The organism is Nocardioides sp. NPDC127514, from assembly GCF_040302125.1.
In the GTDB taxonomy this organism is placed as follows: domain Bacteria; phylum Actinomycetota; class Actinomycetes; order Propionibacteriales; family Nocardioidaceae; genus Nocardioides.
Window position 1 is genome coordinate 23,016 of the sequence record NZ_JBEORF010000024.1, and the last position, 12,983, is coordinate 35,998.

The following is a 12,983-nucleotide window of genomic DNA, read 5'->3' on the forward strand; positions in this document are numbered from 1 at the left end:
TCAGCGAGCCGACCGCTCAGTCCTCGGCAGGGTCTCCGATGACGACCGGTCGCCCGGCGACGTACCCGGCGAAGATCTGGACGAGCGCGAGCCCCAGCAGGAGCGCGATCGGGACCGACCACGAGCCGGTGGACTCGCGCAGCAGGCCGACGAGGAACGGGCCGGCGGCAGCGAGGAGGTAGCCGATGCTCTGCGCCATCGAGGACAGCGCGGTGGTGCCGGCGGTCGTCGCGGTGCGGATGCTGAACAGGGTCAGGGCCACCGGGAAGACCGCCCCGCCGATGCCGACGAGCACGGCCCAGAGCCAGGCGCCGGCGACGGGAGCGAGCCAGAGGCCGGCGAACCCGATCGCCAGCAGCGCGGTCAGGACGGCGATCAGGTGGCCCTGGGACGACGCGCGGATCGCGAGCGAGGGGGCCAGGAAGAACACGGGTACGCCGACCAGGATGCTCACCGCGAGCAGCAGCCCAGCCGTCGCGTGACTGAAGCCGGCGTCGGCGTAGATGCTGGGCAGCCAGCTCATCACGACGTACGCGAACAGCGACTGGGTGCCGAAGACGACCGTCACGGCCCACGCGGTGGGCTCGCGCCACAGCGCGATCCGGGTGCCGCCGCCGCGGCGGTGACCGCGGTCGCGCAGGTGGGGCAGCCACGCCAGCAGGGCCAGCGCGGCGAGCAGCGCCCAGACGCCGAGGCCGGCCCGCCAGCTCCCGGCGGCGTGGGCGATCGGCACCGTGACCCCGGCTGCGATCGCCGCGCCCAGCGACATCACCGCGCTGTAGGCACCGGTGACCGCGCCGACCCGGTTCGGGAAGCCCTCCTTGACCACGGCGGGAAGAAGTACGTTGGCGAGCGCGATGCCGGCGCACGCGACGAACGTGCCGGCGAGCAGCAGCCAGGGGTCGCCGATCACCCGGACCAGCAGCCCGGCGACCAGCAGGCCGAGGGCGACGCCGATGCCACGATGTACGCCGAGCCTGCGCGCGAGCGTCATCCCCGTGGCACCGACGACCGCGAAGCAGAGCACCGGCAGCGAGGTCAGGAAGGCCCGGGTGCCGGCCGAGAGCCCGTCGAGACTGTCGAGCAGGGCACCGAGCGACGTGATGCCCCCACGCAGGTTGGCGGCGACCAGCAGGACCGCGACCAGCAGCCACACCGTCGACCGAACGGCTCTGTTCGACGGCGGAGAATCGGGGCGGGACTGGATGCGGGAGTTCACGCCCTCTAGGATGCCAGACATCGGATGATTGGATGAAAGGACGGCACGTGCCGCTCTCCACCACCACGCCTCGCTCCCTGGTCGACCAGGCGATCGACGGCATGCGCGCCCTGCTCGCCGACGGCGAGTGGGCCGTCGGCGCCCGCATCCCACCCGAGCCCGAGCTCGCCGCGGCTCTCGGCGTCAGCCGCAACACGGTGCGCGAGGCCGTACGCGCCCTGGCCCACACCGGCGTGCTGGAGGTGCGACGCGGGGACGGGACGTACGTCGCCGCCTCCAACGAGGTGGCCGCGATGATGCGGCGTCAGGTCGGCCGGGTCGACCTGGCGCACGTCCTCGAGGTCCGCCAGGCGATCGAGACCCGCGCCGCGGCGCTGGCCGCCGAGCGTCGTACCGAGGACGACCTGCGATCCCTGACCGCCATCATGGAACGGCGCGCCACTGCCGTCGCGGCCGGGGACGCCGATGCCTTCGCCGAGGCCGACGCGGAGTTCCACCTCGGCGTGGTCACCGCGACCCACAACCCGCTCCTCATCGAGCTCTACGCCGGCTTCGAGGACACCCTGCGCGCGACCATCCACCTCGACGACGAGACGGCCGAGATCGCCGACGAGCACCTCGCCGTCTTCGACGCGATCCGCGCCCAGGACCCCGGTGCCGCCGCGGCCGCCGTCACCGGCCTCCTCCACACCCTCGCCCGCTGACCGGACTGGTCAGCCCAGCCGCTTCAGCCCAGCCGCTTCAGCGCGGCCTCGGCCGCATGGAAGCCGCCCATGCCGTGGACCCCGCCGCCCGGCGGTGTCGCCGAGGAGCACAGGTATACGCCCGGGACGCCGAGGGCGTACGGATCGAGCGCAGGGCGCGGCCGGAAGGCGATCTGGAGAGCGGTGTTCGCGCCGGCGCTGATGTCGCCACCCACCCAGTTGGGGTTGTACGTCTCGAACTCGGCGGGCGTGCGAGTGGAGACCGCCACGATGCGCTCCCGGAAGCCGGGCGCGAAGCGCTCGATCTGGCCGAGGATCGCCTCGGTGGCGTTGCCGTCGTAGGCGTGCGGGACGTGGGCGTAGGCGTAGATCGGGTTGACCGAGCCGCGGGACCGGGTCGGGTCGGCGAGGTATTGCTGTCCGAGCAGGACGAAGGGTCGCTCGGCCATCACGCCGCGGGTCGTCTCCTTCTCGATGGCGGCGATCTCGGCGGCCGTACCTCCCAGGTGCAGCGTGCCGGCGCGACGGCAGTCCTCGTTCGTCCACGGGATGTCGCCCTCGATCGCGATTTCGACCTTGAAGGCCGCCGGACCGTAGCGGTATCGGCCCAGGGCGCGACGTACGCGGGCGGGCAACATCTCGCCCACGATCTCGAGCACGCCGGCCGGTGCGGTGTCGAGCAGGACGACGCCGGGGCGACCGCCGGCGAGATCGCGCAGCTGGTCGAGGGAGGTGACCCGGACCCCGGTGACCACCTTCCCGCCGAGCTCGGCGAGCTCGGCCAGCAACGCGCGGGTGATGCTCTCGGTGCCACCCTCCGCCACCGGCCAGCCCACGGCGTGCGTGGCCGCGGTCAGCATCAGGCCGACCGAGCTGCTGAGCGGGGTGTCGAGGCGCGCGAACGCATGGGCGGCGACACCCATGAACAGCGCGCGAGCCGGGTCGTCCTGGAACCGGCGGACCGCCCAGGTCGCCGGCTGCAGGGCGTCGATGCCGAAGCGGCCCAGGACGACCGGGTGGCGCGGCACGTGTACCACCGGCTGGAACACCTCTGCGATGAGCGCCTCGAAGTTGCCTGTGGCGTTGGCGAAGAGCCGGTCCCAGCGGTCGGCATCGTCGCCCAGCGAGCGCCGGGTCAGCTCCCGGTCGCGGGCCGCGACCCCCGCCCGGCCGTCGTCGAGCGGGTGCGCGAGATCGATCTCCGGCCACAGCCAGCGCAGGCCGTGCCGCTCCAGCCCCAGCGAGGCGAAGAAGGGCGAGGCCACCCCGGTCGGGTGGAACGCGGCGCAGTCGTCGTGGAGCACACCGGGGACGGTGCGCTCGCTGGTCCGGGTGCCACCCCCGGGCCGGTCGTACGCCTCGACGACGGTGACGTCCATCCCGGCCTGGGCGAGCCGGATCGCGCCGGCCAGCCCGTTGGGACCACTGCCCACCACCACTGCCGTGCTCATGGCGTCAGCGTACGCAAGCCCGTCAATGCCTCGGGAGGAGGACGCGGATGAACGTCGGCCGATACAGGAGCGGGTTGCGCAGGGCCGCGCCGAGGTCGGTGCTGTTGCGGCTGTAGGAGACGACCACCGAGCCGGGTTCCTCGAGGATGTCCGGGTGGGCGAGCGGCATGTAGCGGAGCTCGCCGCGGGCCACTCCGGAGGGAAGGGTGCCGACCGGCGGTTGCGCCCGGAACGGACCGGTCGGCGACGACGAGGTCCAGAAGACGAGGTCGTCCCCGAGGAACTCGTCGCTCTTGCTGAAGGCGTACCAGCGCCCGTCGCGTTCGAAGACGCTCAGCGTCTGGGAGACGCCGTCGGCGGCGGGGATCAGCTCGCTCGAGGATCCTGCCCGCTTGGTCCACGCAGTGCCGTCCCAGTAGGTCCAGCGGTCGGGGTCGGCGACGTGGTCGGGCGCGACGCGGGCGACGTGCAGGGCGAACCCGGTGCCGAGCGGCGGGTCGGGCTCGCGGGCGGTGCCGTAGAGATAGAGCCACTCGCCCGAGACGGCCGCCGCGGCGCCCCACATCGGCCGGCGCGTGTCAGCGTCGTCGGCACCGATGTCCGTCACGGCGATCAGCTGCGGGACTCCCCCGTCCGGGACCACGAACTGGGCGATGGCCGGTCCGAGTGCCTCGAAGCCGAACGCATCCTCGGAGTCGGTCGTACGCACCCGCTGCGCGGCCACCACGACGAGGGCGTATCCCGGCTTGTCGAGCGTGGTCACCGACATGGGCCAGTAGCCCACGCCGTCGTCGCGGTCGGGGATGATCGCGCCGCCGGACTCCGGGAGGACGACCTGCAGGCAGTCGGGCTCGACGAGCAGCATCGAGTTGCGTACGAAACCGGCGCCGGAGAACTTCTCGTCCCGCAGGGTGTCGCCGAACATCCAGATGCTCCGGCCATCACTCAGATGGGCACTCACGCCCACGTCGCCGCCCTGGAGCGCCGGCTCGGCGCGGAGCCTGGTGATCCGGTTGAGGTCGTCGACGTCCTCGACGGGACCCGAAGGTACGCACTGGGTCGTCGAGGCGAGGCTGGCCAGCGGTCGCGGCACGGTCTCGGCATGCAGCGCGGAGGTCAGCGCGGTCGCCAGCACGGTCACGCAGGTGGCCGAGACCAGGACCAGGCCGAGGGTCCTGCGCCACCCGCTCACCGACACAGGTTCTCCGTCGGGCGCGACGAGACCTCGGACCAGCCATCGGGTCGCCACCAGCACGACCAGGCCGAGCAGCGCCGAACCCATGATCGTCACCACCGGTTGAGCGATGCCGGTGCGAGCGTCGACGGCCCACAGCAGCGACTCGCCCGCACCGGCGATCGTCCATCGGGAACCGGTCGCCCACGGTTCGGTGAGCAGCAGACGGTCGCCGGCGAGGACGAGGGGCGCTGGCCCGGCGACGATCACCGCTGCCGCGAACAGCAGGCCCGGCAACCCACCGATGACCTCGCAAGCGAAGGTCAGCGCCCCCGCGGCGACCACCGTCGCGGCGAGGACCGATGCGACGAGCATCCGCTCCCCTGCCGGTTCCGGCGCGGCGAGGAACCAGCCCCAGATGCCCGCTCCCACCGCAAGTGCGGCGAGCGCCGTCAGCCGCGCCAGGAGCCGAGGCAGCGTACGTGCCAGCGGCCCCCACACGAGCGAGACGACGCACACCAGCAGGAAGCCGGCCAGCGCGGTCGCGAAGGTGATCCGGGCCCACGACCGCTCCTCGTGCCGGTCATCGGTCGGGGCGAGCGCGACCGTCCGGCCGCGGCTCGTCTCGATCCGCGCGACCTCGGCGTGGATCTCGCGCGCGAGCTCGGGCCGGTGAGCCGCCGTGATCCGCAGCTCGTCGCGCGTGCCTGACAGGTCGAGGTGGAGCGCCGCGACGACGTCGCCGCTCTCCAGCAGCTCCGCCGCCTCGGCCGGGTCGTCGACCCCTCCGGCCGTGAACGGCCGCCCGGGCACCGCGTTGACCTGCTTCACGAGGGGCGCCGTGACGACGTCGGGACCGACCAGCACGACCGGCACCTCGTGCAGCTCACCGGAGTCGGCGCGAAGTCCGGTGACGATCCACCCCAGGGCGATCAGCACGAGGACAGCGCACAGCAGGACCTCACGACGACTCCCCGGCCGCACCCCTCACCGCCCTCCTCGGTCACCGCACGACGCGGTTCCTGAGGGTCATGTAAGCAGTGCGACCGGGTCGCCCGCCACCGGCCTAGTTCGGCGTGGCGCGCCAGCGCTGGGAGCCGGCAGCGGTGTCGGTCTGCTGGATCACCAGTCCGTTGGCGCCGGCGGCCAGGCTGAGACCGCTGTGCTTGGCGGAGAACTTCAGCGAAGCGCCGTCGGCCGCGATCACCCACCGCTGGTTGGGCGTGCCCGTGCAGGTGTACTCCACGACCGGGTCGCCGCTCGTCTTCGAGCTGTAGGCGACGTCGGCGCACAGACCGGTGCCGGCGTTCTTCAGCTGGTAGCTGCCGTCGTCCTCGTTGCGGGTGACCACCCACTTCTGCGACGCCGCCGCTCCGACGGCCGACGTGGTCAGCTGACCGTTGCTGGTCGCACCGGCGGCATCGAGCGCGAGCCCCGAGGCGACGTTGCCGAGCGAGTACTGGCCGTCCGCCAGGGCCGGCGGAACGATCTCCTCGTCGCCGACCGTCATCGCGAACACGTGCACGGCGGCGTTGGCGGGCAAGGTGACCGCGGCGATCTCCTTGGCCGGGTCGGTACGCAGCGTCTTGGTGAACAGGCGGTAGGAGACCGTCGGATAGGCCGGGCCGTTCGGGGTGTTCTTCCCGAGCGTGGTGACGGCCACCTTGGCGCCGTAGCTGTCCGTCGCCGCGCAGCACCAGTTGGGGAAGCCGAGCGTCCCCGTGGAGGAGGTGCCGTCGGAGTAGTGCACGGTCGCCTTCGCGGAGGCCGACAGGCTGGTGCCGGTCCCGAGGAACGCCAGCGCGTTGCCCTTGCCGCTGATCCGGATGGTCTCGCCACCGGAGGCCACGTTGTCCTGGGTGCCGGGTTCCGAGTCCGGCCAGGTGAAGTCGAAGCCGTTCGCGCTCACCGTCGCACCCGGTGTGACCCCCTTCTCGGCGAGCTTGTCGGCGAGGAAGCTGCTGCCGCCGCCGTCGATGTCACCCGGTCCGGGATCCTCGGCCCTGGTGACACCCACGTTGTTGAACGCCGAGGCCAGGTCCGGGTGGGCGACCGTGGTCGTGGCCGAGTCCGTCACGGCGTACGTCCGGTCGTGGGCCACGTAGGTCGCGGTCGCGTCGATCTTCACCCGGCCGGGCGAGGCCTCTGCCGGCGGCGTGACGCTGAACGTCGCGGTGCGAGAGGCACCGGGCGCGAGGGACCCCGACACCGCGTCTCCCGGGCGTACGTCCCAGCCCTCGGGTGCTGCGGCCGTGATCGAGTCGAGCTGGACGCGGGAGCCGGTGTCGTTGGTGAAGGTGGCGGTGACGTCCGAGGCCTCACCGGCGACCGCGATCGCGGCCGTGGCGGCGTCGAGGGTCACGTTGCGGTCGCTCGGGTGGCCGCCGCCGACCGCCGAGGACCCGTTCAGCGCGACCACGGCCCCGGTGGAGGTGGACAGCTTCCCGGTCTTCACGTGGGTGATGCCCGTCGCGGAGTCGTGGAACCATCCGGTCGCCGCCCCCTCGAGGTCCTCCTTCGAGGACCGCTGCGGCAGCTCCTCGCCGTCCACCTCCACGCCGCCCGGCTCGGCATCGGCGTGCACGCTGAGCCCGTACTCGCGGGAGGCTGGCTTACCGGCGTACGAGCCGTCCACCTCACCCAGCCGCATCACGACCCGCCCGCGGCCCTGCGACGGGGCGTCGACCTCGAACTCCTGGGTGGCGGACTCGCCGGAGGCGTGCGCCTGGCTGCGCCCGTCGTCCTCGTAGTTCACGAACGACGAGGCACCTTGCGGGTAGATGTCCAGGTCGAGGCGGCCCGACTTCTTGCCCTGCTGCCAGTCGAGCGTGCCCTCGGGGAACTGCGGCACGACCGCCCCGGCGCGTACGAAGAGCGGGAGCGTGTCCAGCGGAGCCTTGTAGCCGTCGATCGTGGTCGGTCCCTGGTGGACCCGGCCGCTCCAGTAGTCGACCCAGGTGCCCTCGGGGAGGTAGATCCCGTCGCGCGTGGTGGCGTCCTCGTAGACCGGGGCGACCAGGAAGTCGTCACCGGCGAGGAACTCGTACTTGACCGCGTCGCCCCAGGTCTTCGGGTCCTCGGGGTAGTTGAGGTAGAGCGGCTTGACCGCCCCCACGCCGTTGCGGTTGGCCCGCATCGTGTGCGTGTAGAAGTAGGGCAGCAGCCGCTCGTGCAGGCTCAGGTACTTCCGGTTGATCGAGGTGTACGGCTCGCCGTAGCGCCACGGCTGCTTGTCGGAGGCCGCCCACCCGCTCATCAGGTAGGTCATCGGCAGGAACATCTTCCACTGCATGTCGCGGACGTACGTCTCGGCGCTGCCGCCGAAGATGCCGTCGACGTCGCCGGTGGCGAGGTGCTGGCCGGACATGGTGGAGCCGGCGTACGTCGGGATCTGCCAGCGGATGTAGTCCCAGCTTCCGGACTGGTCGCCGCTCCACACCGCGGCGCAGCGCTGGGTGCCGGCCCAGGCCTCGACCGTGAGCACGGTCGAGCGGTCGGCGCTGTTGGTCTCGATGCCGTCCCGGGCCTGCTCGCAGGCGTCCAGCGCGAAGCGGTAGCCCGGGCCGACCCAGGCGACGTCGGTCTTGCGGACGCGGACACCGGCCTTGACCTCGGTCTCCTGCTCGGTCAGGTCGTCCTCGGTCCACAGCCCCAGCTCGGCGCCGTGGTTGTTCAGCATGTCACCGGTCTCGGCCAGGTCCTCGTAGCCGCAGCCGTAGCCGTCGTTGACCAGCATCCAGCCCAGCGGCATCTTGTGCTCGGCGTAGCCGTCGGCGATCGCCTTCGAGTCCCGCAGGGTCTCGCGCTCGCCGCGGTTGGCGTTGTGGAGGTAGCAGTCGGCGTCGCCGACCTCCAGGGCGTACATCGGCACCGCGACCGGGCGGCCGGTCAGCTCGGTGTAGGAGTCGATGACGCGCTCGGCGTCGCCGACGAAGTAGTAGGCGTCGAAGCGCTGCTCGTCGTGGGTGGTCGTGGTCGGCGCCCCGAAGTCGTAGCTGCCGGCCGCGAAGGTGTTGCGCAGCACGCCGTAGCCGCGGGAGGAGACGTAGAACGGGACCGCGTTCGGGTTGCCGCCGTCGTTCCAGTTGAAGTCGCGCGAGATCTTGATCGTCTCGCCGCGGTGGCTGAACCGGCCGTTCTGCATGCCGCCACCGAAGAACTGCTCCTCGGCGCCTCGCTGCAGGTGCTGCGCCGTGCTCTTGTCGTCCCAGGTCAGCGGCGAGGCCTCGGCCATCAGCACCTTCCCGTCCGGGTCGGTGAGTCGCAGGGTGATCGGCTGCTTGGTCACGGTGAGCACGGCCTCGTCGGTGCTGATGACGTACGCCGCGCCGGTCTCCTTCACCTCCGACCGCCCGCCGGGGTAGTCGCGCTTGACGACGATGTCGGCGTCGGGGGCGCCGGGGTCGGCGGGGTCGTCGTTGGCCGGGTCGGTGAACTCGCCGTCCGGGGCCAGGCGTACGCGCACCGTGTCGGCGTCCTCGAAGGTCACGCGCAGCGCGGCCTCGCCGGACTCGAAGGTGTAGCTGTCGCCGTCGCGCTCGAAGCCGGTGACGTCGCCGAGCTCGCTCGCCTCGGCGGCCACGGAGCTCACCGGGCTGAGCGCGACCAGTGCGGCGGCCAGAGCCACCCCTGGGACCAACAACCGTCTGATTGAGTGATTGAACATGATCGCCTCACGCCCTAAAGAGTCAGAATCAATCGTAAGTTGGAGGCGACTGTAACGCAGGTCACACTGCCCGGTCCACCCTTGGTCCGCCGATCAGAGCGAGCAGTCGCGCGGCCTCGCCGGCCACCGCATCGCGGCCGGCGCCGAGGTACTTGCGCGGGTCGACCTTGCCCTCGTCCGCGATCGCCGCGCGGACGGCGCGGGTGAAGGTCGCGTTGAGGTGGGTGGCGATGTTGACCTTGGTCATCCCGGCGGCGATGGCCGCGACGATGCCTTCGTCGGGCACCCCCGAGGAGCCGTGCAGGACGAGCGGCACGTCGACTGCGGCGGCAAGCCGGTTGATGAGCTCGTTGTCGAGCGAGGCCGTACGGGTCGTCATCGCGTGCGAGGAGCCGACGGCGACCGCGAGCGCGTCGACACCGGTGGCCTCGACGTACGCCGCGGCCTCGGCCGGCTGGGTGCGGACGCCTGGTGCGTGCACGCCGTCCTTGCCGCCGACCTCGCCGAGCTCGGACTCGACGGAGGCGCCACGCTCGTGGCACCAGGCCGCGACCTTGGCCGTGGCGGCCACGTTCGAGTCGTAGTCGAGCTTGGAGGCGTCGAACATCACCGAGGGACACCCCAGCTCGACGGCCTCCTCGACGAGCTCGACCCGGGTCGCGTGGTCGAGATGTACGCAGACCGGCACCTCGGCGCTCTCCGCGATCGCGATGGTCGCCCGCAGCAACGGCGCCAGCCGGCCGCGGTAGTCGACGGTGTTCTCGGAGATCTGCAGCACGACCGGACGGCCGGCCTGCTCGGCGCCGGCGACGATCGCCTCGGCCAGCTCGAGCTGGATGACGTTCATCGCGCCCAGGCCGCGGCCGGTGCCGCGGGCGTGGTCGAGCAGCAGCGACATCGGTACCAGGGGCATGTCAGTCTTCCTCGTGGTCGATTCGGCTGACCCTGACGTCGGCCAGGAACGTTGCGTACGCGTCGGGGTCGATCTCGCCGGCGACCGGGGTGACCACGGCGGCGGCGCCGAGCGCGGCGGCGTCGCGAAGGATCTCCGGCCACGGCCTGCCGTGGGCCATTCCGCGGGCGAGGCCGGCGGCGGCCGCGTCCCCAGCGCCGGTCGGGTTCCCGGTGACCCCGGCGGGCGGGCTCACCTCCCAGCAGCTGCCGTCGGCGTACGCGACCAGCCCGTGGTGGCCGCGGGTCAGCACGACCGGGCCACCGTGGCGGGTGGCGAGCTGTGCGACCGCAACGGCCGGGTCGTCGAGGGGCCGGCCCAGCAGACGGGCGGCCTCGTCCTCGTTGGGCGTCAGCACGGCGCCGGTGCCGACCGCGGCCGCCAACGCCGCGTCGTCGAGATCGAGAAGCACCGGTACGCCGCCAGCGGCCGCGAGCCGCGCGATCCGTGCCGGGAGGTCGGTGGGCACTCCGGGCGCGAGGCTGCCGGAGACGACGAGGGCCGTCGCCTCGGCGATCCGATCGGCGAGGAGGTCGAGCAGTCTCAGGTCGGATCCGGGCGCCGCCTGCCGGCCCGGTTCCCACAGCGAGGTCGTCGAGTCGGCGACGACGACCAGCGTGCGGCGTACCTCCTCCAGCTCGGGCAGGAAGGTCGATGGCAGCTCCCGGGCGAGAGCGTCGCCGAAGTCGTGGTCGGCGAGGCCGACGGCATGGGTCGGCTCTCCGACCTGGTGCAGCACCCGGGCGACGTTCACGCCCTTTCCGCCGAGCCGGCTGGTGACCTCGGCGACCCGATGGACCTCGCCCGCCCGCAGCCGGGGCAGCCGGTAGGTCACGTCGATCGCCGGGTTGAGCGTGACGGTGATGATCATGCGCCCGTCCCCGTCGATGCCAAAGCCAGCCGGGCGGCGCCGACCAGGCCGGCCCGCCCGCCGAGGGCGGAGAGGCGTACGGGCGGGACCGCCGTGACGCCGGCGCGCTCGCTCATCCGGGCCTGCAGCGGTTCGAGCAGGTATCCCCTGGCCTCGGCGACGCCACCGCCGAGGATGATCTCGCCCGGCGCGAGCAACGCGCCGACAGCGAGGAAGCCGTCCGCGAGGGCGGTGATCGCCTCGGACCAGACCTCGGCGGCGAGCGGATCGTGCTCGGTCCGCGCGACCAGCTCGGCGACGCCGGTGATCCTGGTGTCGCCGCCCAGCGAGGCGTACCTCTCCAGCATGCGGCGGGCGCCGGCGCGCGACTCGACGCAGCCGCGCAGCCCGCAGGTGCACGGCGGCCCTGCCGGGTCCACCACCAGGTGGCCGAGCTCACCGGCCTGACCGGAGGCACCGGCGATCGGCCTGCCCTCGACGTACGTCACCGCGGCAACACCCGTCCCGAGCACCGCGACGAACGCCGAGGCCGGCGAGCCGGCGTCGGCCCAGATCGCACCAGCGGCGGCGGCCGTGTCGTGCGAGACCGCGACCGGAAGGCCGAGCCGCTCGGCCAGCGGCGCCGCCACAGGTGTGTCGACGAGACCGAGGTTGACCGCCTTGAGGGAGGTCCCGGTCTCGGTGTCGACGATGCCGGGGAAGGCGACCCCGACACCGGCGACCTGCGTCCTGGCCGCGGGGCTCAGGCCGGCGAGCAGCTCCTCACCCAGCTGCGCGATGTCGTCGAGGACGGCCGGGCCGGGGCGGGTGGCCACCCGCGACTCCGCCCACGACACGTCGCCGGCGCCGACCACGGCTCCGCGCACGGAGGTGCCGCCGACGTCGAACGCGAGGGCGAGAGCTCGCTCCGCGGCTGGTTGCGTAGGAGACTCGCTCATCGGTTCACTCGGGGTCGGCAGCAGCCGGGTTCAGGATGATCGAGCGGGTGAGGTTGCGCGGTGCGTCGGGGTCGAGACCGGCCCGACGGGCGCGCTCCACGCAGAGCAGATGCACGCGCACCAGGTCGGCGAGCGGGTCCATCTCGTGGTGCACGAGGTCGGCGCCGGTGACCGCGACGTCGTCGGCGAAGCCCGGCACCAGGTCGCCGAAGGCCCACACGACCCGGCCGGGGGCGCTGATCGAGAGCGGGCCGTGGCGGTACTCCATCATCGGGTAGGACTCGGTCCACAGCTGTGCGGACTCCCGGAGCTTGAGCGCCGCCTCCTGGGCGACTCCGTTGGTCCAGCCGCGGCCGACGAAGGTGAGCTGCTCGGCGGTCAGCGCCGGGCCGTACGCACTCTCGCCGGCGTCGATGATCTGCTGGGCCTGCTCGGCGGCCAGGCTCAGGTCCTCACCGAGGTGCCAGCGGAGCAGGGCGAGCGTCGTGGTCGCGAAGCGGGTCTGGACCACCGACTTCTCGTCGATCTCGGGCATGAGGATCGGCTCGGCCAGCTCGAGGGCCGGGGTGCCGGGCGAGGAGGAGATCACCGTCGCCGGGATCTTGCCCCGGATCCGGGCGAGCAGGTCGACGACCTCGGTCGTGGTCCCGGACCGGGTGATCGCCACCAGCCGGTCGTAGTCCCGGTCGAGCCGGGCCTCGGTCGGCGTCCAGGCGTCGGTGATGCCGTGACCCTGCTCCTCGCGCAGCGCGGCGTACGCCTGGGCCATGTAGAGCGAGGTCCCGCAGCCGATGACCGCGACCTTCTCCCCCGTCTTCGGCAGGGCGTCGGCCGATCGTTCGGCGGTGCTCCTGGCGGCCAGCCAGTTGGCGGGCTGCGTCGCGATCTCGGCTGCGAGATGCGTCGTCGGTGCAGATGCGGTCATGGTCTCGGGTCACCCTCCGATGTGTTGCCGGCTGGACCCGAATCATCCAACGCGCTGCGCGTTTCTGTCAATAAAGGACCATA

General features: G+C 72.4%; 9 protein-coding genes. 1 reads left to right on the forward strand and 8 read right to left on the reverse strand.

What is annotated here, in order from left to right; translation table 11 throughout:
- Positions 1 to 16: 16 nt before the first annotated feature.
- Entirely contained in the window at positions 17 to 1,240 is a 1,224-nt protein-coding gene (locus ABTX24_RS19240; protein ID WP_350841807.1) for an MFS transporter, read from the reverse strand.
- Between the two features lie 26 nt (positions 1,241 to 1,266).
- On the opposite strand from ABTX24_RS19240, the gene ABTX24_RS19245 reads away from it, so the two are divergent.
- Entirely contained in the window at positions 1,267 to 1,923 is a 657-nt protein-coding gene (locus ABTX24_RS19245; RefSeq protein WP_350841809.1) for a FadR/GntR family transcriptional regulator, read from the forward strand.
- A gap of 23 nt (positions 1,924 to 1,946) precedes the next feature.
- Here the strand turns inward: ABTX24_RS19245 and ABTX24_RS19250 are convergent, their stop codons facing one another.
- The 7 genes from ABTX24_RS19250 to ABTX24_RS19280 form a co-directional block, all read right to left on the reverse strand.
- Positions 1,947 to 3,374 carry a phytoene desaturase family protein gene (locus ABTX24_RS19250; protein ID WP_350841811.1) on the reverse strand — a complete coding sequence of 476 codons (1,428 nt, stop codon included), beginning with the start codon at positions 3,372 to 3,374 and terminating at the stop codon, positions 1,947 to 1,949.
- A gap of 22 nt (positions 3,375 to 3,396) precedes the next feature.
- Complete coding sequence (locus ABTX24_RS19255; RefSeq protein ID WP_350841813.1) at positions 3,397 to 5,532, reverse strand: DUF5005 domain-containing protein; 2,136 nt, start codon at positions 5,530 to 5,532, stop codon at positions 3,397 to 3,399.
- A gap of 82 nt (positions 5,533 to 5,614) precedes the next feature.
- Positions 5,615 to 9,175: a TIM-barrel domain-containing protein gene (locus ABTX24_RS19260; RefSeq protein ID WP_350841815.1), complete on the reverse strand. Its 3,561-nt coding sequence runs from the start codon at positions 9,173 to 9,175 to the stop codon at positions 5,615 to 5,617.
- A 100-nt stretch (positions 9,176 to 9,275) separates the two neighbouring features.
- On the reverse strand, positions 9,276 to 10,127 hold the full coding sequence (locus tag ABTX24_RS19265) for a class II fructose-bisphosphate aldolase (protein ID WP_350841817.1): 852 nt from the start codon (positions 10,125 to 10,127) through the stop codon (positions 9,276 to 9,278).
- Between the two features lies 1 nt (position 10,128).
- Complete coding sequence (locus tag ABTX24_RS19270) at positions 10,129 to 11,037, reverse strand: hexose kinase (RefSeq protein WP_350841819.1); 909 nt, start codon at positions 11,035 to 11,037, stop codon at positions 10,129 to 10,131.
- Positions 11,034 to 11,975: an ROK family protein gene (locus ABTX24_RS19275; protein WP_350841821.1), complete on the reverse strand. Its 942-nt coding sequence runs from the start codon at positions 11,973 to 11,975 to the stop codon at positions 11,034 to 11,036. Before ABTX24_RS19275 ends, ABTX24_RS19270 begins: the two co-directional genes overlap by 4 nt.
- Positions 11,976 to 11,979: 4 nt before the next feature.
- A complete protein-coding gene (locus ABTX24_RS19280) occupies positions 11,980 to 12,900 on the reverse strand; it encodes an SIS domain-containing protein (protein WP_350841823.1) in 921 nt (306 codons plus the stop codon).
- Positions 12,901 to 12,983 lie beyond the last annotated feature (83 nt).

Bases quoted from the DNA above. Each gene is read 5' to 3' on its own strand.
- ABTX24_RS19275 (WP_350841821.1), bottom strand. From the start codon at position 11,975: ATGAGCGAGTCTCCTACGCAACCAGCCGCGGAGCGAGCTCTCGCCCTC.
- ABTX24_RS19265 (WP_350841817.1), bottom strand. From the start codon at position 10,127: ATGCCCCTGGTACCGATGTCGCTGCTGCTCGACCACGCCCGCGGCACC.
- ABTX24_RS19280 (WP_350841823.1), bottom strand. From the start codon at position 12,900: ATGACCGCATCTGCACCGACGACGCATCTCGCAGCCGAGATCGCGACG.
- ABTX24_RS19240 (WP_350841807.1), bottom strand. From the start codon at position 1,240: ATGTCTGGCATCCTAGAGGGCGTGAACTCCCGCATCCAGTCCCGCCCC.
- ABTX24_RS19270 (WP_350841819.1), bottom strand. From the start codon at position 11,037: ATGATCATCACCGTCACGCTCAACCCGGCGATCGACGTGACCTACCGG.
- ABTX24_RS19250 (WP_350841811.1), bottom strand. From the start codon at position 3,374: ATGAGCACGGCAGTGGTGGTGGGCAGTGGTCCCAACGGGCTGGCCGGC.